Here is a 25226-nt window from a genome sequence, read left to right as displayed (position 1 = left end):
TCCGCACACCACCACACCATGAGGAAGGGACTCCCATGCGGAAAACCCGTACCGCGGCGCTGACCGCCGCGGCCGTCGCCGCGCTCGGCACGGCGACACTCGTCGGCCTCGGGCCGGCCAGCGCCGCACCCGCGGCCGACACGAAAGCCACCGCCGGCGCCGTCGCCCGGCCGTGCGGTGTCAACGACGTGTCGTTCTACTTCGGCGGCCTGAGCGCCGGACTCGGCCAGCGCAGCTTCCAGATCACCCTGCTCGCGCACGACGGCGTGACCTGCGCGCTGACCGACACCCCCCTGGTGTCGGTCAGCGGCCCCCCGGACCAGAAGAAGCCGATTCCGGTGACCGTGAACGGCCGCGGCGGCACGCTCGTGCTGCGCACCAACTCCCCCCTGCACACCACGGTCTTCTACTCCGCGCCGGACACCACCGAGCACACCCTCAAGGTCACCACACTGACCCTCGCCATGCCGGACGGGACGAGCCGCTCGGTGAACTTCCTGTTCCCCGGCGAGACCGACATCTACTCGGGCGGCGTCTCCCTCACCTCATGGACCACCGGGATCGGCCTCGGCGAGGGCGAAGAGGCGTTCTGACCCCCGGCTCGGCCCGAGTGCCCGGACCCGACACGGACATCCCGCCGGGTCCGGGCCGCCGGGCCGAGGCCCGGATATAACCGGCGGCATGCCACTGAACTGGAAGCTGGTAGTCGACAGCAGGAACGCGCCCGCGCTCGCGGACTTCTGGGCGGCCGCGCTGGAGTACGAGGTGGAGGACGCGAGTGTCCTCATCGGCCGGTTGCTGGCCGCGGGCCGGATCGGCGAGGAGGCCGTGGCCGAGCACCGGGGACGGCGGAATTTTCGCGGCTACGCCGCGATCCGGCACCCGGACGATCCGTTCGACGAGGTCAGTGGAGTCGGCGGCGGCCGGCGTCTGCTCTTCCAGGAGGTGCCCGAGGAGAAGACCGTCAAGAACCGCCTGCACATGGACCTCCACAGCGAGCCCGGCGGCCGCGACGCCCTGGTGAACCGGCTGGAAGCCCTGGGCGCGACCCGGGTCCGCGAGATGGACCAGGGCCCGGCGGGACATTGGTGGATCATGCGGGACCCGGAGGGCAATGAGTTCTGCGCGAGCTAGCCACCATGGAGCGGCCGAGGTTCCGTCCGTTCAAAATCGGGTGGCCGTCGCGCCGGTGGGGTGGCATGCTCCGCGAGCCGGGTCGTTCGAGCCCGCGGTGAGGGTGTGCCGCCGGCCGCGCCATGGCGCGCGTCCGCGCGGACGAGGCAGCGGACCGCGCATCACCTGCCGGAGAGGAAGCAGCAGTGAGCCCAGCCCTGTCGAGGCCGTCGGAGTCGGAGTCGGAGCCGGAAGTCCGTACGGCCGCCGGAGTCGTGCGCGGCAGCCGGGAGGCAGGGGTCGCGGTCTTCCGCGGTATCCCCTTCGCCGAACCGCCGGTCGGTCCGCTCCGGTTCGCCGCGCCGCGGCCGGTGCGGAGTTGGGACGGCGTCCGGACGGCGGTGTCGTACGGACCGCCTCCTCCGCAGCCGAGCGTCCTCGGCATGGGCGCGCGGGAAGAAGACGCGGCCGGGGACAACTGGTTGACGGTCAACGTCTGGTCGCCCGAGCCGGCCCCGGGAGCGGGTCTGCCCGTGATGGTGTGGATCCCCGGTGGCGGATATGTGATCGGCGCGTCCAGCCTCCCTGAGTTCGACGGACGACGGCTGGCCCTGGGCGGAGCCGTCGTGGTGACCCTCAACTACCGCCTCGGCGCGGAGGGTTTCGCACTGATCGAAGGGGCGCCCGCCAACCGGGGACTGCTCGACCAGGTCGCCGCCCTGGAGTGGGTGCGTGACAACGCCGTCGCGTTCGGCGGCGATCCGGACCGGGTCACGGTCTTCGGCCAGTCGGCGGGCGGCGGTTCGGTCGCCGCGCTGCTGGCCGTGCCGCGGGCGGCCGGGCTCTTCCGCCGGGCGGTCGCGCAGTCCGCGCCGGGCACGTTCTTCTCGCCGGAGCTGGCTGCCGAGATCGCCGCCGCCTGCGCCGCCGAATTGGGGAAGCTGCCCACGGTGGCCGACCTGTCCGAGGTGGATCCCTGGCTGCTGCCCACGGCGGGCCAGGCCGTCTCCTCGAAGATCGGCCAGTGGCGGGAACGCTGGGGGCAGATCACGCACCGGCCCATCGTGTTCGCACCCGTCGTCGACGGCGACGTGCTGCCCGCCACTCCCTGGCAGGCCCTGGCCGACGGCGCCGGCCGTCACATCGAGCTCCTGATCGGCCACACCCGCGACGAGCACCGCCTGTTCAGCCTGATCGACGGTCTGCTCGGCCAGGTGACGCAGGAGCAGGCCGACACGGCCCTGGAGCAGCTCGCCCCGGGGCCGGACGGCGCACGGCGCTACCGCGAGGGCTTCCCCACCGCCGGACCGGAGGAACTCTACGAACTGGTCAACGGCGACTGGCTGTTCCGCATGCCGAGCCTCCACCTGGCGCAGGCACACAGCGCGGCCGGCGGCCGGACCCATGTCTACGAGCTGACCTGGCCCGCCCCGGGCCTGGGAGGCACCCTCGGAGCCTGCCACGGCCTCGACGTGCCCCTCGTCTTCGGCAACCTGACCAGCGGGCAGCCCGCCCTCCTGATCGGCGAACCCCCTTCCCCGGAGGCGGACGCGCTGTCCACGCGACTCCGCGCCGCCTGGATCGCGTTCGCCACCGATGGCGACCCCGGCTGGCCCGCGTACGACACCGGCCGGCGTCTCGTCCAGCTCTTCGACACCCGGCCGGCGGTCACCGCCTACCCGGAGGAGACCTCCCGGCTGCTGTGGCGGCACCACACCTTCGCGGCCCTTCCGCTGATCGGCGGGTAGGCCGCGGACAGGGAACGCACCGGCGGGACACAGGCGGTACACAGTCGGACAAAGGTACAGACCTTTGCCCGAGGCATTGACGGGCAGCGGCTCCGCCATTTAAATCACGTCCTGAACTAAGACCCAAAGGAAGTAGCGGGCGCGAGGCGTCCGCCTTCCTCCAGCGGTACGACCGCTTCCGGTGTCCTGCCCTCTTCGAGCAAGGAGCCCCGTTTCCATGTCGGCATCTCCCCCCACCCGACGTATCCGCCCCTTCGCGCTGGCCGCCGCGGCCGCCCTCCTGCTGGGCGGCCTGCTCCAGCAGACCGCGTTCGCCGGCCCGGCGTCCACCACCGCCACCACCGCCAACGTCGCGGTGGCCGCCGTGCAGCCCGCGGCGGCCACCGCGACGTTCACCGACGACTTCAACGGTTCGGCCGGCAGCGCCGTCGACAGCTCCAAATGGGGCTACGAGACCGGCGACAACGTCAACAACCACGAGCGCGAGTACTACACCAGCGGCAACCACAACGCCGCGCTCGACGGCCAGGGCGACCTGGTCATCACTGCCCGCAAGGAAAACCCGTCCAATTACCAGTGCTGGTACGGCACCTGCCAGTACACCTCGGCCCGGCTGTCCACGCCGCAGAAGTTCACCCAGGCGTACGGGCACTTCGAGGCGCGGATGAAGCTGCCGCGCGGTCAGGGCATGTGGCCCGCCTTCTGGCTGCTCGGCAACAACATCGGCAGCGTCGGCTGGCCCAACAGCGGCGAGATCGACATCATGGAGAACGTCGGCTTCGAGCCGGGCAGCGTGCACGGCACCATCCACGGCCCCGGCTACTCCGGTTCGGACGGCATCGGCGCCGGATACACCCTGCCGAACGGCCAGAGCTTCTCCGACGCCTTCCACACCTTCGCCATCGACTGGTCGCCGAACTCGATCTCCTGGTCGGTCGACGGCCAGGTCTACGAAACCCGCACCCCGGCCGATCTCAACGGCCACACCTGGGTCTACGACCACCCCTTCTACATCATCCTCAACCTCGCGGTCGGCGGTTACTGGCCCGGCGACCCGAACTCCGGCACGACCTTCCCGCAGCAGCTCGTGGTGGACTACGTCCACGTCACCACCGGCGGCACCGGCGGCGGCACGGGCGGGGGCACCGCCCACCCGATCACCGGCCTGGCCGGCAAGTGCGTGGACGTGGCGGGCGCCAACACCGCCAACAGCACCCCTGTGGACCTCTACGACTGCAACGGCACCGCCGCCCAGTCCTGGACGGTGGGCTCGGACGGCACCATCCGCGCGCTGGGCAAGTGCCTGGACGTCGCCAGCGCCGGCACCGCCGACGGCAGCAAGGTCCAGCTCTACGACTGCAACGGGACCTCGGCCCAGAAATGGACCGTCTCCGCGGCACACGACATCGTCAACACCGGCGCCAACAAGTGCCTGGACGTCACCGGCAACACCTCCGCCAACGGCACCCGCCTGCAGATCTGGACGTGCGGCGGCGGCGCCAACCAGAAGTGGACGGTGAGCTGACGCAGCCGCACACCGGCCCCCGCCCGGGACCAACCGGGCGGGGGCCGGAGCGGGGAGCCACCCTCCAGGAGGGCGGCTCCCCGCTGTGGTCAGACGGTCAGTGGCCGCCGGTGCCGGTGGACCACAGGGCGGCCCCGGTCGCACTGGTGATGACCACGTTGCCGTCGTTGCCGACGACCAGCTTCGCGCCCGCGTTGCCCGCGGTGTTGCTCGCCCAGACCGGCGCGCCGGCGGCGGTGTAGACGACGAAGTTGCCGTCGCCCTGGAGGATCGCGCGGGTGCCCGACGTGCCCGAGGTGTTGGAGGCCCACAGCGCCGTGCCGCCCTGGTAGAGCACGAGGTTGGCGTCACCCTGCAGGATCAGGTCGAACCGGCCGTCGCACGAGTACAGCGACTGGTTGACGGCGAGGGACTGATTGGCCGTCAGGGTCCCGCAGGGCGTGGGCACGGAGGCGGCGCAGTTGCCCGGGGCCGGGGTGCCGGACGGGATCGCCCCGGCGACCAGGTGCCATTCGGCCAGTGAGGCGGGTTGGAGGCTCGCGGCGGCGCACAGACCGCCGGACACGGCCTGCTGCGGCACCGCCGCACCGGCGGCGTTCACCAGGTGGTAGCTGCCCGACGCCACGCCCAGACCGTTGTAGTGGAAGGTGATGCTGCTGTTGTACGCCGTGCCGGAGGTGACATCGGCCAGGGTGATCGCCGCGCTGTTGCCGGCGCCGGAGATCGTGGGCACCACCTGGAGCACACCGCTGTTGGCGAGGGTGGCGTACGGCGGGGCGTACTGGGACAGCTGGGAGCCGGCGGTCAGCAGTGTTCCGCCCGCCTTCTGGTAGGCGGTCAGGTTGGCGTCGGTGCCGTTCACCGGGAACACCGCCTTGTAGCTGGAGAGTTTGACCACCCCGGCGTTGACCTCCTGGCTGGTGACGACCGCGAAGCCCGCCTGGTTCGCGTCCCACAGGCTGGTGATCGCGTCCTCGGGGCTGCCGAGGTTGCCGCCGGAGGCGTTGCCGTACGCCTGGGAGAAGTCGATGTAGACGGCGGCCGGCTGCTGCGGATAGGAGCCGGAGAGTCCTTGCAGATTGCTCACCCAGCCGGTGTAGATCGGCCAGCCGACGGTGTCCTTCTGGGTGCCGTCGTGGATGAAGAAGTCCTCACCCCCGCCTTGGGGCAGCCCGATCCCGTAGTTGGAGATCCACCGCACCGCCTCCGCGGCCAGCTGGGTGCTGTCGCTCGGGGCGGTCCACTCCTGGGCCAGCTTGACGCCGTACGCCCGTGCCAGGCTGCCGAAGGTCAGCGTGAGGCCGGGGGATCCGGCCGCGTCCTCGATGACCGTGACGTTGTACTGCTTGGCCAGGGCGAAGAAGACGTCCGGGATGTTCGCGTAGTTGACCGCGTTCCCGATGTGGCCGCCGAAGTAGTAGTAGAGCGGCGTGCTGGTCACCGCCCGCACGTCGGCGGTCAGCGCGGCGTAGGTGGTCTGCACGCTCCAGACCCGGAACTTCTGGTAGACGGAGGCCAGCGGCTGGCCGGGCGCGGCCGCGGGCACCTGGCCGAAGGACGTGTACGTCGTCCCGTTCGCCGTGTTGAACGCGGCGATGGTGCCGTAGGTCTGCGGCAGGTAGGCGGTGTGGAACTTGTCGATGTCCGCCTGCGCCCAGCCCGACGCGCCGCCCGCGTCGTCCCACTGGGCGTCCAGGAAGCCGTAGTCCAGGATGCTGCCACCGTAACCGGCGGCGCCGGCGATGTGCTTGACCGTGTCGGTCACGTAGGTGAGGTACGCGGGCTCGGTGACGGGGTCCCACCAGACCGGGGCCGGGCTCTGCACCCCGGTGCTGCTGACCTCGCGGCTGGTCACCCAGGAGGCGGGACTGCCGCCCCAGCCGGAGGACCAGAAGATCGGCACCAGATGGATGCCGGCCGCCCCGGCGTTGGCCACTTCCTGGTCCAGCTCGGTGAAGTCGAACGTGCCCTGGGAGGGCTCGATCGTGTTCCAGGGCATGTCGATCTCGGCGGTGTCCAGGCCTTTGGCCTTCAGCGCGGCGAAGCTGGCCTCGGACCAGGGCGTGCCGTTGTTGTCGAAGTCCAGCTGCGTGGACCACAGCGTCCCGGGTGTGGTCGCGGCGGGCCGGGCCGCGGCTGCGGAGCGGGCAGGGGCCTGGCGGGGGGATCCGGCGGCGATGGCAGTGGGGGCCGACAGCGCGGTGATCACCCCCAGGGCCAGCAGGCCGGCGGCGCAGTTGCGAAGACGGTGCATGGAATGTGTCCTCTCGAAGGGGCCCCGTGCCGTGGGGGACAGGGGCGGACACGACAGACGTGCGGGTTCGCGCCCGGTGGTGACCGGGCGGGCGGGGAAGCTCTGTTTGCCGGAAGCCAATCGCTCTGAGCCGGTACACGTCAAGGCAGCGACCGGACATTGCAAGAACCCGGCTCATTTTTTGCAACTCTGATACGGCCGCCCGGATATGGCCTCGCGGCGGATCAGCGGCGGCCGGTGCACTCCGCTGCGACGGCGCGGGGCGTCGGCGCGCGCGGTGGGTGCGGCCGGGGTGTCAGAGCTTGATGCCGACACCGCCGTAGAAGCCGACACGCGCCATTTCCCGCTCCGTCGGCACCGGGCCGTCGGGACGCCAGAGCGGCGGTTGGACCAGTCCGGGCTCGGCCAGCTCGAAGCCGTCGAAGAAGCCCAGCACCTCTTCGTGGGACCGCAGGGTGAGCGTGGCGGTGGCGCCCTTGTCCCGGTAGACGTCCCGGGCTTCCCCCGCGTCGCCGTCCAGCCGGTGGAAGTCGCCGGTCGTATGGCTGAGGATCAGGTGGCTGCCGGCGGGCAGCGCTTCCCGGTAGGCGGCGACCAGCCCCGCGGGGTCCTCGTCATCCCGGACGAAGTGCAGGACGGCGGCCAGCATCAGCCCGACCGGCCGGCCGAAGTCGATCAGTTCCCCGATGGCCGGATGCCCCAGGATGCGCTCCGGGTCGCGCAGATCACCGAGCAGGAAGCCGGTGTTCCCCGCGCCCAGCAGATGCGCCCCGGCGTACGTCGCCACGATCGGATCGTTGTCCACGTACACGACACGGACCTCGGGCGACACCTCGTGCGCCACATGGTGGGTGTTGGGCGCGGTGGGAATGCCGGTGCCGATGTCGATGATCTGCCGGACACCGCTCTCCACCACGAAGCGCACCGCCCGGTGGATGAACTCCCGGTTGCCCCGGGCCATGGGCACGATGTCCGGGAACAGGTCGATCACGCGCTGCGCGGCCTCGCGGTCGACCTGGTAGTTGTCCTTCCCGCCGAGGTAGTAGTCGTACATACGGGCCGGATGGGGCCTGGTGGTGTCGATCTCCTCGACGGGGAATCCCTGGTCGGTCAACGCCGTCCTCCCGTTCCTTCCAGGTGCCCTGCCGGGTCGTTGGATCCGCGCGGCACAGGTGCCCGTAGGCTACCGCGCGGTCTCCCCGGCCCGGCCCCGGGCGCCGGTGCGGCGGCCGGGGCGCGGACGGTCCTGGAGGCGCGGTGCGTCAGGGGGTGTTGTTGGCCAGGGCCACCAGGCGGGAGCTGTCGGCGCTGAACCGGTCGCGGTCCACCGCGCCCGAGATGCCGCTCACCGATCCGGAGTCGGTGTACTGCCAGAAGGTCCAGTACGGGAAGCCGCTCGGGATGGAGGGGCTGGCCGCCGTCGTCCAGTTCGCCACGACCAGCGGGCTCTTGGAGTACATCCCGCTCCAGCCGCCCGTGCAGGAGTTCCACCAGCTGGGGCTGGTGTAGATGAGGATGTCGCGGCCCGTCTTCGCCTTGTACGTGGTGTAGAAGTCGAGGATCCACGACTGCATCGCGGAGGTGGACTTGCCGTAGCAGCCGCCTTCGAGGTCGAGCATCCCCGGCAGCGTCAGGCCGTCGGCCGACCAGGCGCCGCCGTTCGCGGCGAAGTACGTCGCCTGCGTCGCGCCACTGGAGAGGTCGGGGCGGGCGAAGTGGTACGCCCCGCGGATCACCTTGGCGTTGTAGGCGTTCAGGTAGTTCGCGCTGAAATCGGGGTCCTTGTACGTGGTGCTCTCGGTCGCCTTGATGAAGGCGAACTGGATGCCCGCGGACTTCACCGACGTCCAGTTGATCGTCCCCTGGTAGTGCGAGACGTCGATCCCCGCGGGATAGGTCACGTTCGGTGACGCGATCCCCTGGGCGTCGAGCTGGAGGTGGCGCGTGTCCGGCGCGAAGCTCTTGCCGTCCTGGAGATAGCCGGCGCCCATGTATCCCTGGCCGAGGGGGATGGCGCCGTCCCGTGCCGTCGCCCGGGCGGAGGCCGTACCCGCGGAGACCGTCGCGGCGAGCGCCAGGCTCGCGGCGAGGACTCCGGCCGTCATCAGTTTCCGCTGCACAGCCCTGGTGGTTCGTATTCGGGAGAACAAGGCTTTCCTCCTGGCGCGTGGTGGTGGGGTGGGGAGTGCTCTCCGGCTGGTGCTCTACTCGCGTAGCCCTCGTGCGGCCGGGCGCCCGTGTCTGCCGGGGAGGGCGGGGCACGGGTGCGCCGGGCGGTTCAGTATCCAGCGGTGGCGCTGGTGCGGGCGAGGTGCTTGATGTGCACGCGCCATGAGTGACGCATGAACGACCCCTGAACGTAAAGGGGTTGCGTCGGCCGCTGTGGTTCGGTCCGATTCGCACCCTGGACAGGGTCTAATAACAGGCCCCAGGCGCCCTTGTCCGCCGCCACGACAGAGGACCTGGCAGCAGCGTGGACCGGGCTTCACGGGATGTTCAGGTGCTCGGCGGTCGCGCGGCGGAGCTGTTCCAGTTTGGGCGGGAGCAGGTGGGCGAGTTCGTAGCGGTGGCGTCCGGTGGCGTAGGCGCGGGCGAGACCGCGTTCTTCGAGGGGGAGGCCGGGTGGGCGCATGCTGGTGCGGCCCTGGTCGTCGGGCAGGCCGGTGTGGTTGGCGCGCAGGCTCACCCACAGGGCTGTGGCGCTGCCCTGGAGACCGGCGGTGAGCCGCTGACGGGCGGACAGCCACTGCCGCAGGGCGGTGGTGGTCAGCAGCGACAGCGGCAGTACGTCCCGGATCGCGGTGGTGGTCGGGGCGGTGCCGTGCTGCGGCCATCGGCGTACGTCCACGTGGAGCAGGTCCTCGTCCAGGTCGTCGAGTCGCTGGGCGGCCAGTTCGCCGGCGCGGGCGGCGGTGTCGAGGACCATGGCGATCATCGCGGTGAAGCGGGCCCGGCCGGGGTCGAGGGGTGAAGGCAGGGCGGTGCCCAGTCGCCGCCGCAGTGCGGCGAGTTCGCCGGCGCTCGGGGTGGGCCGCAGGGCGACGGCCGGCCGGGTGTCCGGCTGCCGTCCCCAGGGACGGGTGGCGGGTTGCAGTCGGGGGCGCCCGGCCGCGGTGAGCATGATGTCGACGCAGTCGCGCCGGGCCTGGTTGGTCGCCGGGCTGGTCGGGGGTCTGCCGCCGTGGACGAGCCGTTCCCTGAGCGCGCCGGACTCGGCGATCTCGAAGTAGCGCCGCAGCAGGGTGTGGTCGAGCAGAACGGTCAGGTCGCCGCGGGCCGGGTGGAAGCCGTCGAGGTCGAGGGCGCGGGAGAGTTCGCCGCGGAACGCGCCGAGCTGGCGCCGCCGTGCGGAGCCGGCGGCCGGCAGGGAGCCGAGCAGGTCGTCGAGTGCGCGGATCGAGGCGTACACCCGGTGATTCTCCCGCACCCGCCGATCACGCGGGGCCGTCCGGTCGGCGGGCCGTACGGGTGCACGCGTTCGGGCGGCTGGTCCGGTGGCCACGCCCGGCGGACCGAGCGGGGAGCCCCCTCCTCCGCTGCCCGGCGGATCGCGGAACCGGCCGGTCGGCGCTTGCGTCCAAGGGACATCGCGCCGGCGCCGGGGGGAGACGGACGGCTGTCCCGTCGCCGCCTGCCGAGGAGGAGAGTGCCATGAACGTCCTTCGCAGCTCAGCCGCTCTGATCGTCTGTACGGCCGCGGCCGCGGCCGCTCTGACCGGGTGCGCCGATCCCACACCACAGCACCGTCCGGCGCGTATCGGGGGCGCCTCGCCCAGCCCTCCGTCCGCCGCGCTGTCCGCGGCGGCCTGTCCGTCGGGCGACGGGTGGCGGAACCGACCGGAGCCGGTGCGGAGCACACCCGGAGCCCAGGCCCTCGCCGTGGCGCTCGACCCGCACTCGTACCCCGAGTACGCCGCCACGTACGGCAGTCTGGTGGTCGACCAGCCGGTCGGACGCGTCGCGCTGTGCTTCACCGACCCGGCCGCCGGTCGGCGGATGGCCGAGGCGGCCAAGAGGGCCCACCCCGGCATCGACCTCGGCCGCCTGGACGTCTACCGCTGCCGCTACTCCGAGCGCGCCCTTGTGCGGGTGGTGGACGCGATGAGCGAGAAGACCACCGTCGCCGGCTTCCCCGTGTACACCTTGGGCCCCGCCCCCGACGCCTCGGGCATCGATGTCACCACCACCGCCGAGGGTGCCCGGTCGGCCGCCCTGCTCGACGACCTGAGCATCCTCGCGGACGGTGTTCCGGTCCACGTCACGGAAGGCGGCCCGGCGGAGTTGGCGTCGGACTGACCTTGCCGGCGCCGATGGATCGTCAGGACCGGTCAAGCCCCCGGCGGCAGGCCGGCGGTGGTCAGCCGCCCGCCCTGGTGACCTCGGCCAGCTGCTCGGTTCGGGCCTCGGCGATCGTCCGGGCGAGCGCCCGGGCCGACGGGTCGCTGCCCGCCTGGCTCTCCGAGGCGGCGAGCCGGGCGGCCTGCTCCCCGTGCTCGCGCAGGCGCCGCAGGAAGAGCCGGTCGAAGGCGGCCCCCTTGCTCTCGCCCAGTGACGTGAACTCCTCGGCGGTCATCATCCCGGGCATGTGGTGGCCTTCATGGATGTTGACGGCGGGATCCTGGCCGGCGCTCCTCAGCAGCCCGTCCAGGGAGGTGAGTTCGGCGGCGCAATCGGGGGAGACCCGCCGCGCCAGCTGCCGGACGGCGGCGGTCGCGGCGTGGCTCGGGGCCAGCTCGACCATGGCCATGACCTGCTCGTCCATCGGTTTGAGCAGCTGGGCCCAGGCCAGATCGGTGGGGTTGAGCTGCCCGGTGCCCCCCGTACCCGCGGCGGAGGCCGGGGCGGCGGTGGCGCCCCGGGGGGCCGGCGCTGAGCCGGACTCGGCCGAGCATCCCGCGGCGAGGATCGCGGCGAGCAGGACGGCGGCGACGGTAGGGGCTCTCATCTGCTGCACTCCAGGGGTGCGCTTCCGGTGGCTCCCGGGCGCGCCGACCGCACGGCGGCCACGGGCGGCGGCAGGAGCGTGGATGGGTGGACCGGCGGGGACGGGACCGGTGGCCGGTCCCGTCCCCGCCGGGTGGATGGCGCGGCTGGGTCAGGGACGACCGTCGGCCCCGCACTTGACGATCGGGTTGATGCAGTCGTGCACCCGGCGTGCCAGTTCGGCTTCCGGCCATACGTTGAAGAAGTCACCGTGCATGGTGTAGCCGCCGCCCGAGGCGAGCCGGAAGCGCGACGGGTCCCCGTTCACCGGGTAGCGCAGCACCTGGCGGAGCTTGGGCACCGGCACCGGGTGGGTGGCCGGGCATTCGCCCTTCACCGGGTACGCCATGTGGCTCTTGTGGTCGGCGGAGTCCAGGTCACGGCCGTTCCAGCACTGCGGGAAGTCGAGGTAGGACTCCAGCATGGTGCCGGCCGGGCAGTTGACGAAGTCGTGCGACGCGCCGGCCTCGTTGGCGTGCAGGCAGGACCAGCGCGCGATGGTGTTGTCGTTGACACCGGTCGCCTTGGCGTTGCCCGCCACGATCCGCAGACCCCGGGGGAAGGGCTGGATCCGCGCGATCACATCGTCGCGGACGCCTTCACCGAGGTAGTAGAAAGTCGTGCCGGTGGGCTCGACCGCGACATTGTCCGCGTACAGGGTCGGTACCCAGTACGACGAGATGTCGATCGCCGGGTTGCAGGAGCCGCCGGAGACTTCCAGGCTGCTGAGCGTGGAGGCGGCATTGGTCGAGTTGTTGCCGAAGAAGCTGTGCATGTGCGAGGCGCCCGGCAGGTTCGGCAGCACGATGGGATCGTCGGGCAGCCGGTGGGTGTACGGGCATTCGGCCAGGAATTCGGCCACTCTGACGGCGCCGGGCGGAATGGTCGGCGTGGTGGTGGCACCGCCTTCGCCGAACACCTGGAACTCCCAGAGCGAGACGCCCCATTGCGTGGCGCGCTGGGTGGCCAGCACCCGGACGTACCGTCCGCTGCCGGAGACGTCCAGCGTCTGGTTGCCGCCGGTGCCGTTGGTGGTGGTCTGGATGGTGGTCCAGGCCGTGCCGTTGGCCGAGGTCTGGATCTGGAAGCCCTTGGCGTAGGCCGCCTCCCAGTTGAGCACGACCCGGTTCACGGTGGCGGTCGCGCCCAGGTCGACCTGGAGCCACTGGCCGTCGGCGGCGGCGCTGGACCACCGGGTGCCGAGGTTGCCGTCGACGGCCGACGAGGCGGGGGTGCCGCCGTTCTCGGTCGTCGAGGAGGTGGCCGTGTGGCCCTGGGAGATCAGCGTGGGTGCTGCCTGCGCGGCTGTGGAGCCGACGTAGAGGGTGGATGCGGTGACGCCTGCCAACGCGAAGCCGATGAGCAGGTTCCGCCATCGGCGCGCGGGGCGCCCATGGCGGCGGATACGGGTGCGCGTGATCACAACTCTCCTTGTGGGGGGAGGACTTGTCGTCCTGGTGAGGGTGGTCGATCAGAAGAGAGCGCTCTCAGAATTCAGAAGGTAAAGGGATGTTCAGGTCTCGTCAATAGAAGCGTCAAAACCCTGAGCGGGGACTTGCGAACCTGGGATAGAGCCTCGCGAGAACCGGCCACGGCGTGGGACGAACGCGGGCCGGGCGGTGACTCGTTCGCGCCGGTGCGGGGGGACCGCGGTGTGTCCCGGGCGTTCGGCCGCGGTGTTCGCGGGAGGGGGACGGCCCCGGCACGGCGGGGGCGACCGCCGACCGCCGGTGGCGCCCTCGTCCGAACCACGTGCCTCCGAACCACGTGCCTCCGAACCACGTGCCTCAACTCGGTGTCAGCGCGCCGCGGACGCCGAACCGGAGCCGGCGGACGGGCGGCGGCTCCCGGCCGCCCGCCGAAGAGGGCTGGAGGCCAGCGGCCCCGCAGGTCGCAGACTCCCGCGGGGCGCGAAGAATGCCGGCCCGCCTTACGGGGCGACGTCGACCAGGACCTTGCCGACCGCGCCGCTCTCCACCGCCCGGTGGGCGTCGGCCGTGCGGTCGAGCGGGAAGCGGACCAGGGGCAGGCCGTGCTCCTCGCCGACCGGCAGGGCGCCGTCGCGGAGCGCGGTGGCGACGTCCTCGACCGCCGCGGCCCGTGCCTGCGGTCCGGCCGTGTAGAGCACCAGGAACTGGAAGCGCGCGTTGAGCACCATCGCCCGCAGCGTGTCCAGTCCGACGGGCTTGCCGCCGTCGTTGGCGTAGGCCGAGATCGTGCCGCGGGGCCGCAGTACCGCCAGGTCCAGCGCCAGATTCGCGCCGAGTGCGACTTCGGCGACGATGTCGACACCGTCCGGGGCGATCGCGCGGATCCCGGCGGCCGGGTCGCCCTCGCGGTAGTTGACGACGTGGTGGGCGCCCGCGGCGGTGGCCAGGCGGGCTTTGGCCGGACCGCTGACGGTCGCGACGACCCTGGCGCCCGCCCACCGGGCGAGCTGGATCACCGCGTGCCCGACCGCCCCCGCCCCGCCCGCCGCGAGCACCACCTTGCCGTCGAGCGCTCCGGGCCCAAGGCGGCTCGGTCCGTCCTCGGCGACGCTGAGCGCGCGGTGAGCGGTGAGCGCGGGCACGCCGAGCGAGGCGCCGATGTCGAATCCGGCCTCGTCGGGCAGCGGCAGCGCCCGGTCGGCGGGTACGACGGTGAACTCGGCGGCGGTGCCGGTGGGTCGCCCGGCCGCGGCCATGAACAGCCATACGCGCGAGCCGATCCGGTTCCGGTCCACTCCCTCGCCGACCGCGTCGATCACTCCGGCGCCGTCCAGATGCGGGGTCGCCTCGTCCCACCGCCCGGGGTGGGCGCCCGAACGAGCCTGCCAGTCCGTCGGGTTGACGCCGGAGACGGCGACCCGGACCCGGACCTCGCCGGCCGCGGGCTCGGGCACTGCGCGGTCGACGAACCGCAGAACGTCGGGGCCGCCTGTCTCGCGGTGAACAATGGCCTTCATGATCCGTCCTCGGGAGCCTTGCTGATGGGGATGGGTCGTGTGGCGCCGTCCGGAGGCCGACGGGGGTGGGCGCGTCGCGGGCACGGCCCGCTGGCGCTCCGGTGGCTTCGGGTCAGCCGATGGGGAGTTCGCCGGAGCGGGACTCGACGGCGTCGAGGGCCGTGAGGGCCGCGGCATCGAGACGGATCTCTGCCGCCGCCCAGTTGGCCGCGAGGTGGCCGGCGTCGGCGGTGCCCGGGATGAGCAGCACGTTCGGGGCGTGGTGCAGCAGCCATGCCAGGCCGACTTGGGCGGGCGTGACGCCCAGGGACTCGGCCACGGCGTGCACCGCCGGCTCGTCGGTGACCTTGGGCAGTCCCGGGAAGGCCCCGCCGAGCGGGAAGAACGGCACCCAGGCGATGCCCTCGGCCGCGCACAGCGCGAGCATGTCCTCGTCGTCGCGGGAGACCAGGCTGTACGCGTTCTGTACGCAGACGATGCCCGCCGGCAGGGCGCGGCGCAGGCCGTCGGCGGTGACGCTGCCCAGGCCGATCGCGCCGATCTTGCCCTCGTCGCGCAGGGCGGTCATCATCGCGAGCTGGTCGTCGAGGTCGACGATCTGGTCGCCCTCGGGACGCAGCCCGGGGCCGGAGTCGAGGCGGCGCAGGTTGACCACCGGGAGCCGCTCGACGCCGAGGCCGCGCAAGTTGTCCTCGACGGCCGCGCGCAGCTGCTCGGGCCGCTGCGCCAGACGCAGCGGCAGCGGTCCGCCGGGATCGGGGGCAGCGCCGACCTTGGTGACGACGAGGAGTCCGTCCTGATCGCGCAGCACCTCGCGGATCACGTCATTGACGAAACCGAAGCCGTAGAACTCGGCGGTGTCCACGTGGTCGACGCCGAGCTCGACCGCGCGCCGCAGCAGCGCGACGGCCTCCTCGCGGCGGTCGTGCAGGCGCTCGAGCTGCAACGCGCCGTAGCCGATGCGGGAGACGGCGCGGCCGGCGAGCACCGCCTTCAGGGCGGTCATCGCGCGGCCGTCCCGGCGGGGGAGCGCAGCGCGGCGTGCAGCAGTTCGGCCTGGTAGAGCGCCGATACGCGGCGGGCGACGGGCGCGGCCGACTCCCGGGCCCGCGCGGGCTCTTGGTGCTCGACCTTGACCAGCCAGGCCGTGACGCAGTCGTGCAGCATCGCGCCCATCCGGTCGATCATGTCGACGACGATGTCGTGCACCTCCGGGTCGGTGGTGGCCTCACCCCAGGTCTGTACGCCGACCCGGGCCTCGACGGGGTCGATCGCGGCGACCAGGCGGGCGAGCAGCTCGTCGGGGTCGGGCGGGGCCTCGCTGGCGGCGTACTCGCCGAGGACGTCGGCGCGCCTGGCGAGCACGTCGCGGGCGGCGGCCCGGACCAGGTCGGCCTTGTTGCGGTAGTGGGCGTAGATCGAACCCGCCGAGAGGCCGGACTCGGCGGTGATGTCGGCGATGGAGGTCCGCTCCAGGCCGGTGCGACCGAAGCAGCGCACGGCCGCCTCGGCGATCTGGGCGCGCCGCAGGTCCTTGCGCGCGTCGGTGAGGCGGGGCATGGCACCCTCCACAAAAAGAATGGACGTTCTGCTTGTGGGGCAGCATAACCCAGAACCGCGGTTCTGTTTGTGGCGGCCTCCCGGAGCGCCCGACCCGGCCCGCGCACCCCGCGCCCTGCCGTGACCGCCCGCGTCCCGGCGTGCGCATGTCCGAAGGTGAAGCACGACTTCTGCCCCGGAATCGCGATCCCGCCGCCTCGCGGCAATCACCGTGATACACGGCTAAATCGGGAAGGCCGCCCATTGGCGGGGCCTGGCCCTAATCGCCCCGCGTTGACACATGAAGTTGACCCACTAAGGTAGCCGGGGCCGTATCGTTCGGGTCCGACCGTCGAATATCCGAGGAGTCCTCCTGCCCATGCGGGATCTGATCGCATGCCAGTGCTTTGCGGCGCTGTCGCACTGCTCTGCTGAGGTCGGCCGGCCGGTGCGGCGGACTAAGGGCGACAGACAAGGACGAGGACTGCGCATGTCATAGCTTGCCCGGACACCCCCCGCGGTCGTGAGTACCGGCCGGCGGACCTGGACGGACCCGCATGGGCCGGGCCACCTGCGGCCCGGCGCGGCGGCGACCCTCGTCGTGGCGCCTCACCCCGTCGTCAGACCCGCCTGTCCGCAAGGCTCTTACCCTTTCTTTGGTGACGATGATGCAGAGCAAAAACGAGGTGTGCTGAGTGAGATTTTCCACACGCGCATCTCGCCCCGGAGGCAGACAGCAGCGCCCTTCGGACGGTGATGAATCCACCCGGATATCCTTACCGCCCGAATCATCGGGGGCACCAATGCCGCCACCCGCGGTAACACTTACCCCGCCGGTCCTGGTTCCGCTGGCAGATGACGAGATCGCTCTGCTGCGAGCCAGCGTCGCCGTCGTGAGCCCCTTCGCCGGGGACATGACCGTCTACTTCTACGCCATCTTGTTCACCCGCTATCCTCAGGTACGGCACCTGTTCCCGGAGAATATGGATGTGCAGCGCGACCGGCTGCTGCGCGGTCTGCTCCGGATCGTCGACCTGGTCGATGATCCGGACAACCTGATCCGGTTCTGCAGCCGCCTGGGCCGCGACCACCGCAAGTTCGGCGCCCTCAGCGGCCACTACCCCGCGGTCGGCGAGTGCCTGCTGGCCTCCTTGGAGCGGTACGCCGGGCCGGCCTGGAGCCCGGAGCTGGCGGAGGTGTGGACCAGGGCGTACGGGCTGGTCGCCGCGGTGATGTCGTACGCCGCCGAGCAGGACGCCCTGGTGGCCCCGGCGGTATGGCCGGCCGAGGTCATCCACCATGTGCAGCGCGGCCACGGCATCGCGGAGATCACCGTGCGCCCCGATACCCCGTACCCGTACACCGCGGGCCAGTACGCCGGCCTGGAGACGCCCTGGCAGCCCAGGGCGTGGCGCTACTACTCGCCCGCGCACGCCCCCCGCCCGGACAATACGATCACCTTCCACGTACGGGCGGTGCCCGGCGGGCAGGTGAGTCCGGCGCTGGTGCACCGGGCCAAGCCCGGGGACCGGGTGCAACTGGGGCCGACCCAGGGCGATATGACGCTCGACCCGAGCAGCGACCGCGACTTGGTGTGCGTGGCCGGGGGGACCGGCATGGCCCCGATCCGCGCGCTGGTAGAGCAGGCCGCCCGCAACGGCATCCGGCGCTACGTCGACGTCTTCGTCGGCGCGCGTACCGCCGACGAGCTCTACGGGCTCGACGACATGCTCAGGATGTCGCAGCGCCATCACTGGCTCTCGGTGCGCGCCGCCGTCTCCCACGAGCGCATCGTCGGTCTGGAAGGCACGCTGCCGCAGGTGCTGCAGGAGTTCGGGCCGTGGTATCAGCACGAGGCGTTCCTGTCGGGTCCGGTCGAGATGGTCACCCAGGCCGCGAACACCCTGCTACGGCAGGGGGTTCCCCAGGAACGCATCCACCACGACCCGTTCGACGTCCCCGCGCTGGAGGCCGCGCTGCTGCCCAAGCGCGGCCAGGAGGACACCCGGTGACGTCGCGGGCCCGGCCGCTGCCGCGCGGGTCGCCGGCGGAGCGACGACACCCGGGGCCCCGGCCGCCGCATGCCGGCCGGGGGCCCGGCTTCCCACGTCGGATTCGTCTCGGGGGAACGAGTCGAAGCATCCAGCCGCACGTGCCGGCGCCGGGCGCGCCCGGGACCCGACCAGGAGAGAACCCCACCCGTGTCCTTCCACCACCCACGTGCCGCCTCGGCCCGCCGCCACGCTCCTGAGCACAGCGCCCTCCTGGAGGCCGCCGAGGTCTTCGTCCGCCAGTTCGCCGCCGAGGAGCCCGACGGGAGTGACGTCCGGCGAAGGATCGAGCAGATCACCGCGCAGGTGGCCGCTTCCGGCACGTACGAGCACACGCCGGCGGAACTCGCCTACGGCGCCCGGGTGGCGTGGCGCAACTCCGCGCGCTGCATCGGCCGTCTGTACTGGAACAACCTGACCGTCCGCGACCTGCGGCACCTGGACCACCCGGACGACATCGCCCACGAATGCTTCGAGCACCTGCGGATCGCCACGAACAACGGCCGGATACGCCCGGTGATCAGCGTCTTCGCCCCGGACCGCCCCGGCCGGCCCGCGCCCCGGCTGCTGGGCGAGCAACTGGTGCGCTACGCGGACGACCCCCGCAGCGTCCAGCGGGTCGCGATGGCCAAGGAGTTGGGCTGGAAAGGCGGCGAGAGCGCCTTCGAGGTGCTGCCGCTGATGGTCCAAGCCGCCCCGAACCGGCCGCCGGAGCTCTACGAGGTACCGGAGGACGCGGTCCTGGAGGTGCCCCTGACGCATCCGCAGCACCCGGACTTCGCGCGACTCGGCCTGCGCTGGTACGCGGTGCCGGCCGTCAGCGACATGTCCCTGGAGATCGGCGGGATCACCTATCCGGCCGCGCCCTTCAACGGCTGGTACATGGGAACCGAGATCGGCTCCCGCAACCTGGGGGACACCGACCGCTACAACCTGCTGCCGGCCGTCGCCGCCCTGTTCGGCCTCGACACCAGCAGCGAGCGCACCCTGTGGCGCGACCGCGCCCTGGTCGAGCTGAATCTGGCCGTCCTGCACTCCTACAGCGCCGCGGGAGTGACCATGGCCGACCACCACACCGAGTCCACCCGTTTCCTGGCGCACATCGAGCGCGAGAGCAGGCACCAGCGCCCGGTCCCGACGGACTGGAGCTGGATCGTGCCACCCCTGTCCGGCTCGGCGACCGCGGTGTTCCACCGCTACTACGACCTGCCGGACGAGCGGCTGCGCCCGGCCTTCGTCCACCGCGGCACCCCGCCGCGCGTCGACAACGCCTGCCCCTATCGGCCCGCTTGAGGCTACGGACGCGGCCCACGACACCGACCGCCGGTCCCGCCGTGCGTCCACTGGTCCGACCACGGCGGGACCGACAGGCCGCCGGCGCGGGCCGGCCGGGTCCGCCGGGCGTGTCAGTCGTCGGAGCTGGGCGCGGCGGCGGGGGCGCTCTGGGCGCTGCAGCTGATTCGCGCGGGGTTGAGGACGTTGACGGGGACGGTGAGGACACCGGAGGTGCTGCCGCAGCTCACCGAACCGGACAGGTCGTCGTCGGCGGCGGCGATGCCCGCGGTTCCGGCGGTCAACAGGGCTACCGCGGTGAGGGACACAGCCGCGTACATGATCTTGCGCATAAGAGGTGGTTCTCCTTCAGTGGGTCGAGAGCCCATATCTCCCCCGCCCGGACCGCTCCGGCCGGCACCACCCCGGAAGAGTCACCCGGAAGCGGACCCGCGCCACCCGTCGGACCCAGTCGTCGTACCGGTGGGGCGATTGGCGTGCAGTTGCCGGTGGCCGGCGGGTCTTCGGGTGGGTACGGTTGCTCGCCGGTAGCCGGCGCGGCCGTCGGGAAGACGGTGGAGTCGATCAGGGGCGGTTCGGCGGTTCCGGTGCGGTCGAGGCCGAAGGCGCAGGTCCCGGACCACGCCGAAGTACCGTTCATCGGGCCGGTCGCGCCGGCCTTCCAGGGCCGTCAAGGGTGCGCGTCGGCAGGGCGGTCGGCCGCGACAGCGTCAGCGTCCAGCCGTCCTTCACGCACGGCAGCAGCGGACCGCCGCTGCCACCGGAGAATGTCATCGCCACGGTGGCCGGGCCCGGTGCTGGGGGCGGTGCCGGCAGTCGTACCACTGCTGCGGCTGCCCTGGACACGGGGGAGGGGCGAAGGCACGATGGGAGCGCTCCCATGGCCATCGAGACCCCCCACACTCTCCGGAGACATCGATGCGTTCTCTTCCCCTGCCCAGCGGCCCGCGCAGGTCCCGCAGCCCGGTCGGCGGCCGCCGCGAAGCCGGCCGCCGCCTGAGGCGGTCGGCGGCTGTCCTCGGCGCCCTGCTCGGCGCTGCGGTGCTCTGCGCCACGACCATGCTCGCCGCGCCCGCGGCGACCCTTGCCCCGCAGGCCGACACGGTCGGCAACGCGACCCACTTCGACGGGCTCGGCCAGCCCTACGGCGGCTGCGGCGTTCCGCAGTCCGAACTCGGCACCCCGGACTTCGTCGCCCTCAACGTCTTCAACACCCCGGGCGACTACGCCAGTTACCCCCGCCCGGTGCCGGCCGGCCAGGCCGCGCGGATGGGTGCCTGGGAGAACGGCCGCAACTGCGGCCGCTGGGTGAAGGTGTCGATCGGCGACTACTGCACGGGCACCAACGACGGCGCTCCCGGCCAGCCGTTCTGCCGCAACGGGTCCTGGACGGCCGACGCGTACAACGGCGCCACCTTGACCATGCTCGTCGCCGACAGCTGCGCCGACGCCAATGCCTGGTGCCGCGACGACCCCGGTCACCTCGACCTCGCCACCTCCTCGCTCGGCCGCTTCGCCCGCGGCGGCGTCCCCGTCACGGGTCTCGCCGACCACTGGAACAACCGCCATGTGGCGTGGAGTTACGTGCCCGCGCCCGACTACACCGGGGACATCCGGATCGGCTTCCTGCAGGGCGCGCAGCGCTGGTGGCCGGCGATCTCCGTCGCGCACCTGCCCAACGGCGTGCACGGCGTGGAGTATCTGGCCGACGGCGGGTGGCACGACGCGCAGATGGACAGCGACATGGGCCAGGCGTTCGTCCTGGCACCGTCGACCTCGGGCGGCACCGACTTCACCGTCCGGGTCAAGGACGCCTCCGACGCCTACCTCTTCGGCGGCCGGACCTACCACTTCACGCTCCCGGCGTCCTGCGCGAGCACCTGCTCGGGGGCCTTCACCGCCGTCGCGTACACGACGCAGGACGGCACGACGCCGCCGCCCACCACGACCCCGACCACGCCGCCAACGGCGACGCCAACGACCACCCCGCCAACGACGCCGACCGTCGCGCCCACCACGCCCCCCGCGCCCGGCTGCCAGGCGATGCTCGCCGTCACCAACCAGTGGCCCGGAGGCTTCCAGGCCGAGGTGAAGGTGCTCAACCCCAGTGGCAGCAGGGCGATCAGCGGATGGTCGGTAGGGCTGCCGCTGCCGGCCGGAATGACCCTCGGCCAGGTGTGGAACGCGGCCGTCGACACCGGCGGCCCGCCGCTGACACTGCGCAACGCCTCGTACAACGGGTCGCTGGCGCCGGCCGCGTCGACGACCTTCGGGATGACGCTGAACGGCAGTGCCGCCGGGCTCCCGGCCCTCACCTGCGCGGCCACGACCTAGGAGGGTGCTGAAGATCTATGCCGGGCTCCCGACGCCCGGCACCGCCATCTGCCGCGTTGGCCGGGTGCCCGGACAGAAAAGCACTATCCGGGCATCCGTCCGCCTTGCAGCTGACCGCACCGGACGCCGCTCGCTGATCCGGCCAAGATCTTCAGCACCCTCCTAGCCGCCGTCAGACCCGTCGTCCCACTCGTCGGCCGAGGGGCCGGCGCCGATGCCACTGGCCGGACCGCTGACCATCCGCGGCCCGGCCACCGGCATCTGACGTACCGTCACCTAGGGCGGATCACGAATGGAGCGGCCCGGCGGCCGGCCGGTTCAGCAGCCGATCGGCGAGGAGCCGACGGCGACATCGTCGAACCAGAGTGTGTCGTCGCCCGTGGCGTAGCTCTCCCAGCCCAGCCGGAGCGCCGTCGGCCTGGGCGGGGTGGTGCGGACGAGCCACTGCTGGTCGATGTCCTGCGTCGGCACGCCGTCCACATGCAGCCCCGGCACCTCCTGATCGTTCAGCCAGGTGTCCAGGCGCGGCGCCGAAGTGTCGACGGCGAACCGGACGCACTGCCAACTCCCGGTCGGCAGCGGCTTGCTCATCGCCACGCCGGCCGGGCTCTGCGCGGGCAGCGTGGCGTCGTCGCTCTCGCGATTCCACTGCAGGGCGCCGTTCTGTCCGCCGAATCGCAGTGCCCGTCCCGCCTGCGAGGAGTCGGGCAGAGAGACGAACGCGACGTGGGAGGAGGGCAGCGCGGTGGTGTGCCGTACCCAGAACCGGCCGTACAGCACGGGCCCGACGGCCGACAGATTCTGGGTGTTCGCCACGAACGCGTGGTTGCAGTAGCCGGCCTTGCCGTCGACCCGGAGCGACCGGGAGCCGCCGTGCGCGACGGAGGAGTCGATGGAGACGGCGCCGGTGCCCTGGCAGTCGGGTGCGCTGAACTGCCAGGCGCCGGAGGGGGCGGTGCCGGTCTGGTCCTCGAAGTCCGAGCAGATCACGGCGTTGCCGCACGCTGCGGGCGGCGTGGTGGGCGGCGGCGTTGTAGGCGGAGGTGTCGTGGGCGGAGGGGTGGTGGGGGGCGTGGTCGGGGGCGTAGTGGGCTCCCCGCCGCACAGGACGCCGTTGAGCGTGAAGGCGGTGGGCGTGGGATCGGCCGACTGCCAGCTGCCCTGCACCCCGAAGTCGGCCGAACCGCCGGTGGCCACCGAGCCGTTGTACGCGGCGTTGGTGGCGACGACCGCGTTGCCGGTCTGGGTGACCGTCGCGTTCCAGGCCGAGGTGATGTGCTGGTCGCCGCCGTAGGTCCAGCCGAGCTGCCAACCGCTCAGGGCGGGGCCGAGGTTGGTGACCTTGATCTGCGCGGTGTAGCCGCCGGACCACTGGTTGACCGTGTAGTCGACGGAGCAGCCGGACGTCGCACCGCCGGCGGGCGACGCCACCACGGCGGGTACGGCCAGTGCCGACGCCGCGAGCAGCAGCGGCCAGAGCCGCCAGGCCCGGACCCGGCGGGAGAGAAGGTTCCGCATGTACGCCTCCAGATACGTGGGGGGATGGGAGCGCTCCCATCATCAGAAGCGAGACGCTGACGCCGTGTCAATGGATCGCACCCTGTCCCGTCCGGAAATATGACGCGGCGCCGTGGCCTGCGCGTTTGCCGATTCCCGGCGGCGCGGCCTCGACCGGCCCGCTGGGCGGCGGGCCGGACCCGGTCGGCCGAGTCCTGGCGGCCCCGCGAAAAGCGTTCCCAAGGGCGGCCCACAAGGGCGGGGACGACCAGCCCTGCACGCAAGCGCTTCCATGGAGGCGAAGAAGGCGAAAATGCGTCCCGCGCAGGGGATTACGCACTCTCGTCATGCTGGCTAAGCTCAGCCCGATGCATGGGAGCGCTCCCATGAGTGCCCGCCCGCATCCGCCCTCTCCCCCCACGAGAGCACGGAGGACAACTGTGACACCCCCCATCCGCACACCGCGCCCGGCCGGCGCGGCCGGGCCCCCCACGCGCGGGTCGCGGCTGCGCAAGGCCCTGGCGCTCGGCCTGGCCACTGGCCTCGCCGCCGCCGGTATCGCGCTGAGCACCGAGATGACCGCGGGCGCCGCGGCGCAGGGCAGTCTTCCCGCCGGGACCCAGCTCTACAAGGACCCCAACTCCCAGGTGGCCCGCTGGGTCGCCGCCAATCCCGGCGACTCCCGCCAGCCGGTCATCGCCCGGCGGATCGCTTCCCAGCCGCAGGCGATCTGGTTCTCCAACTACCGCCCCACCACCGTCACCAGTGACGTCAGGGCGGTCACCGCGGCCGCGGCCGCCGCCGGACAGGTGCCGGTGCTGGCCGTGTACGAGATCCCCAATCGCGACTGCGGCGGCGCCTCCGCCGGTGGCGCGCCGGACCTGGCCTCGTACGACACCTGGGTGCGCAACTTCGCCGCCGGGCTCGGCAGCGGCCAGTCGATCATCGTGCTGGAGCCCGACTCCATCGCCCTGACCACCTGCTTGTCGGCGCAGCAGCAGACCGACCGGTTCGCCTCGCTCTCCCGGGCGGGTGCCGCCATCCACGCCGCCGCGCCCAACGCCAAGGTCTACCTGGACGGCGGCCACTCGGCCTGGAACAGCGCCTCGGAGCAGGCCAACCGGCTGCGCAGTGCGGGGATCCTGACCAATGCCGACGGCCTCTTCACCAATGTCTCCAACTTCAACACCACGGCGAACGAGGTCAATTTCGCCAAGAACGTGCTGACCGCGCTGGGCAACCCGGGCAATCTGCATGCCGTGGTGGACACCAGCCGCAACGGCAACGGCCCGGCCGGCGGCGGGGCATGGTGCGACCCGTCCGGCCGGGCGATCGGCGCCTACCCCACGACCAACACGGGGGACCCGGCGATCGACGCCTTCCTCTGGGTGAAGCCGCCGGGTGAGGCGGACGGCTGCGCCGGCGCCGCGGGCACCTTCCTGCCGGACGTCGCCTACGCGCTGGCGTCCGCCGGAGCGTCGGATCCCGCTCCGCCGACCACCCCGCCGACCACGACTCCGCCCACCACGACTCCGCCGACGACCACTCCGCCCACGACGCCCCCGCCGACCACCACCCCGCCCCCGAGCACCCCGCCGGCAAGCGCGGCCTGCGCGGTCAGCTACAAGGTCGCCAGCGCCTGGAGCGGCGGCTTCACCGCGGACGTGACCGTGCGCAACACCGGCAGCGCCGCCGTCAACGGCTGGTCGCTCAAGTGGACGTTCCCAGCCGACCAGAAGATCACCAGCGCGTGGAATGCCAGGACCACCCAGTCCGGCGCGAGCGTGACGGCCACGGACCTGGGCTACAACGCGACCGTCCCGGCAGGCGGGTCCACCGGCTTCGGTTTCCAGGGGACGGGCTCCGGCACCTCCTCGCCCACCGCCTTCACCCTCAACGGTGCCGCCTGCACCGTGTCCTGACGCGCCACCGGTTCGACGGC

Annotated in this window: 19 protein-coding genes and 2 pseudogenes; 9 read left to right on the top strand and 12 right to left on the bottom strand. The window is 72.1% G+C overall.

What is annotated here, in order from left to right; translation table 11 throughout:
* The first annotated feature begins 35 nt into the window (after positions 1 to 35).
* The 4 genes from ACFO3J_RS17550 (at position 36) to ACFO3J_RS17535 (ending at position 4386) form a co-directional block, all read left to right on the top strand.
* On the top strand, positions 36 to 593 hold the full coding sequence (locus ACFO3J_RS17550) for a hypothetical protein (protein WP_386430375.1): 558 nt from the start codon (positions 36 to 38) through the stop codon (positions 591 to 593).
* A gap of 88 nt (positions 594 to 681) precedes the next feature.
* Entirely contained in the window at positions 682 to 1134 is a 453-nt protein-coding gene (locus tag ACFO3J_RS17545; RefSeq protein WP_386430374.1) for a VOC family protein, read from the top strand.
* 185 nt (positions 1135 to 1319) lie between these two features.
* Positions 1320 to 2861: a carboxylesterase/lipase family protein gene (locus tag ACFO3J_RS17540; protein ID WP_386430373.1), complete on the top strand. Its 1542-nt coding sequence runs from the start codon at positions 1320 to 1322 to the stop codon at positions 2859 to 2861.
* A gap of 217 nt (positions 2862 to 3078) precedes the next feature.
* On the top strand, positions 3079 to 4386 hold the full coding sequence (locus ACFO3J_RS17535) for a family 16 glycosylhydrolase (protein ID WP_386430372.1): 1308 nt from the start codon (positions 3079 to 3081) through the stop codon (positions 4384 to 4386).
* 97 nt (positions 4387 to 4483) lie between these two features.
* On the opposite strand, the gene ACFO3J_RS17530 is transcribed toward ACFO3J_RS17535, so the two are convergent.
* From ACFO3J_RS17530 to ACFO3J_RS17515, 4 genes are all read right to left on the bottom strand, one after another.
* The gene (locus tag ACFO3J_RS17530) at positions 4484 to 6640 is read right to left on the bottom strand and encodes a beta-galactosidase (protein WP_386430371.1); all 2157 of its coding nucleotides are present in this window, start codon (positions 6638 to 6640) and stop codon (positions 4484 to 4486) included.
* A 295-nt stretch (positions 6641 to 6935) separates the two neighbouring features.
* Positions 6936 to 7754, bottom strand: coding sequence for an SAM-dependent methyltransferase (locus ACFO3J_RS17525; protein WP_386430370.1), 819 nt, complete (start codon positions 7752 to 7754; stop codon positions 6936 to 6938).
* A gap of 148 nt (positions 7755 to 7902) precedes the next feature.
* Entirely contained in the window at positions 7903 to 8745 is an 843-nt protein-coding gene (locus tag ACFO3J_RS17520; RefSeq protein WP_386430369.1) for a GH25 family lysozyme, read from the bottom strand.
* 380 nt (positions 8746 to 9125) lie between these two features.
* Positions 9126 to 10049 carry a hypothetical protein gene (locus ACFO3J_RS17515; RefSeq protein ID WP_386430368.1) on the bottom strand — a complete coding sequence of 308 codons (924 nt, stop codon included), beginning with the start codon at positions 10047 to 10049 and terminating at the stop codon, positions 9126 to 9128.
* 437 nt (positions 10050 to 10486) lie between these two features.
* Between ACFO3J_RS17515 and ACFO3J_RS17510 the strand changes: the two genes are divergently transcribed.
* On the top strand, positions 10487 to 10936 hold the full coding sequence (locus ACFO3J_RS17510) for a hypothetical protein (RefSeq protein WP_386430367.1): 450 nt from the start codon (positions 10487 to 10489) through the stop codon (positions 10934 to 10936).
* A gap of 61 nt (positions 10937 to 10997) precedes the next feature.
* On the opposite strand, the gene ACFO3J_RS17505 is transcribed toward ACFO3J_RS17510, so the two are convergent.
* The 6 genes and pseudogenes from ACFO3J_RS17505 to ACFO3J_RS17480 form a co-directional block, all read right to left on the bottom strand.
* On the bottom strand, positions 10998 to 11585 hold the full coding sequence (locus ACFO3J_RS17505) for a DUF305 domain-containing protein (RefSeq protein WP_386430366.1): 588 nt from the start codon (positions 11583 to 11585) through the stop codon (positions 10998 to 11000).
* A gap of 150 nt (positions 11586 to 11735) precedes the next feature.
* Positions 11736 to 12570: pseudogene (locus ACFO3J_RS17500) on the bottom strand (DUF1996 domain-containing protein).
* 38 nt (positions 12571 to 12608) lie between these two features.
* Positions 12609 to 13046 (bottom strand): annotated as a pseudogene (locus ACFO3J_RS17495) (discoidin domain-containing protein); the annotation flags it as partial.
* Positions 13047 to 13553: 507 nt separating this feature from the next.
* A complete protein-coding gene (locus ACFO3J_RS17490) occupies positions 13554 to 14570 on the bottom strand; it encodes an NADPH:quinone reductase (protein WP_386430365.1) in 1017 nt (338 codons plus the stop codon).
* Between the two features lie 112 nt (positions 14571 to 14682).
* Complete coding sequence (locus ACFO3J_RS17485) at positions 14683 to 15576, bottom strand: aldo/keto reductase (protein WP_386430364.1); 894 nt, start codon at positions 15574 to 15576, stop codon at positions 14683 to 14685.
* On the bottom strand, positions 15573 to 16130 hold the full coding sequence (locus ACFO3J_RS17480; RefSeq protein ID WP_386430363.1) for a TetR/AcrR family transcriptional regulator: 558 nt from the start codon (positions 16128 to 16130) through the stop codon (positions 15573 to 15575). The genes ACFO3J_RS17485 and ACFO3J_RS17480 overlap by 4 nt, the downstream gene beginning before the upstream one ends.
* Before the next feature lie 872 nt (positions 16131 to 17002).
* Between ACFO3J_RS17480 and ACFO3J_RS17475 the strand changes: the two genes are divergently transcribed.
* Both ACFO3J_RS17475 and ACFO3J_RS17470 read left to right on the top strand, forming a co-directional pair.
* Positions 17003 to 18121: a globin domain-containing protein gene (locus ACFO3J_RS17475; RefSeq protein WP_386430362.1), complete on the top strand. Its 1119-nt coding sequence runs from the start codon at positions 17003 to 17005 to the stop codon at positions 18119 to 18121.
* A 189-nt stretch (positions 18122 to 18310) separates the two neighbouring features.
* Positions 18311 to 19453 (top strand): nitric oxide synthase oxygenase, encoded by a 1143-nt coding sequence (locus ACFO3J_RS17470; RefSeq protein ID WP_386430361.1) that lies wholly within the window; start codon positions 18311 to 18313, stop codon positions 19451 to 19453.
* 113 nt (positions 19454 to 19566) lie between these two features.
* Here the strand turns inward: ACFO3J_RS17470 and ACFO3J_RS17465 are convergent, their stop codons facing one another.
* Positions 19567 to 19785 carry a hypothetical protein gene (locus tag ACFO3J_RS17465; RefSeq protein WP_386430360.1) on the bottom strand — a complete coding sequence of 73 codons (219 nt, stop codon included), beginning with the start codon at positions 19783 to 19785 and terminating at the stop codon, positions 19567 to 19569.
* 586 nt (positions 19786 to 20371) lie between these two features.
* Between ACFO3J_RS17465 and ACFO3J_RS17460 the strand changes: the two genes are divergently transcribed.
* Positions 20372 to 21787: a cellulose binding domain-containing protein gene (locus tag ACFO3J_RS17460; protein ID WP_386430359.1), complete on the top strand. Its 1416-nt coding sequence runs from the start codon at positions 20372 to 20374 to the stop codon at positions 21785 to 21787.
* 318 nt (positions 21788 to 22105) lie between these two features.
* Here ACFO3J_RS17460 and ACFO3J_RS17455 read toward each other — a convergent pair whose 3' ends face one another.
* Positions 22106 to 23305 (bottom strand): cellulose-binding domain-containing protein, encoded by a 1200-nt coding sequence (locus tag ACFO3J_RS17455; protein ID WP_386430358.1) that lies wholly within the window; start codon positions 23303 to 23305, stop codon positions 22106 to 22108.
* 419 nt (positions 23306 to 23724) lie between these two features.
* On the opposite strand from ACFO3J_RS17455, the gene ACFO3J_RS17450 reads away from it, so the two are divergent.
* Positions 23725 to 25206, top strand: a complete 1482-nt coding sequence (locus tag ACFO3J_RS17450; RefSeq protein WP_386430357.1) for a glycoside hydrolase family 6 protein — start codon at positions 23725 to 23727, stop codon at positions 25204 to 25206.
* The last annotated feature ends 20 nt before the right edge of the window (positions 25207 to 25226 follow it).

The sequence above is a fragment of the Streptomyces polygonati genome, from assembly GCF_042650325.1.
Classification (GTDB): Bacteria; Actinomycetota; Actinomycetes; order Streptomycetales; family Streptomycetaceae; genus Actinacidiphila; species Actinacidiphila polygonati.
The sequence above is the reverse complement of the archived record's forward strand: the minus strand, read 5'-3'. Positions and strand labels throughout refer to the sequence as shown.

Bases quoted from the DNA above. Each gene is read 5' to 3' on its own strand.
- ACFO3J_RS17550 (WP_386430375.1), top strand. From the start codon at position 36: ATGCGGAAAACCCGTACCGCGGCGCTGACCGCCGCGGCCGTCGCCGCG.
- ACFO3J_RS17545 (WP_386430374.1), top strand. From the start codon at position 682: ATGCCACTGAACTGGAAGCTGGTAGTCGACAGCAGGAACGCGCCCGCG.
- ACFO3J_RS17535 (WP_386430372.1), top strand. From the start codon at position 3,079: ATGTCGGCATCTCCCCCCACCCGACGTATCCGCCCCTTCGCGCTGGCC.
- ACFO3J_RS17530 (WP_386430371.1), bottom strand. From the start codon at position 6,640: ATGCACCGTCTTCGCAACTGCGCCGCCGGCCTGCTGGCCCTGGGGGTG.
- ACFO3J_RS17520 (WP_386430369.1), bottom strand. From the start codon at position 8,745: ATGACGGCCGGAGTCCTCGCCGCGAGCCTGGCGCTCGCCGCGACGGTC.
- ACFO3J_RS17505 (WP_386430366.1), bottom strand. From the start codon at position 11,585: ATGAGAGCCCCTACCGTCGCCGCCGTCCTGCTCGCCGCGATCCTCGCC.
- ACFO3J_RS17490 (WP_386430365.1), bottom strand. From the start codon at position 14,570: ATGAAGGCCATTGTTCACCGCGAGACAGGCGGCCCCGACGTTCTGCGG.
- ACFO3J_RS17485 (WP_386430364.1), bottom strand. From the start codon at position 15,576: ATGACCGCCCTGAAGGCGGTGCTCGCCGGCCGCGCCGTCTCCCGCATC.
- ACFO3J_RS17480 (WP_386430363.1), bottom strand. From the start codon at position 16,130: ATGCCCCGCCTCACCGACGCGCGCAAGGACCTGCGGCGCGCCCAGATC.
- ACFO3J_RS17465 (WP_386430360.1), bottom strand. From the start codon at position 19,785: ATGCGCAAGATCATGTACGCGGCTGTGTCCCTCACCGCGGTAGCCCTG.
- ACFO3J_RS17460 (WP_386430359.1), top strand. From the start codon at position 20,372: ATGCGTTCTCTTCCCCTGCCCAGCGGCCCGCGCAGGTCCCGCAGCCCG.
- ACFO3J_RS17455 (WP_386430358.1), bottom strand. From the start codon at position 23,305: ATGCGGAACCTTCTCTCCCGCCGGGTCCGGGCCTGGCGGCTCTGGCCG.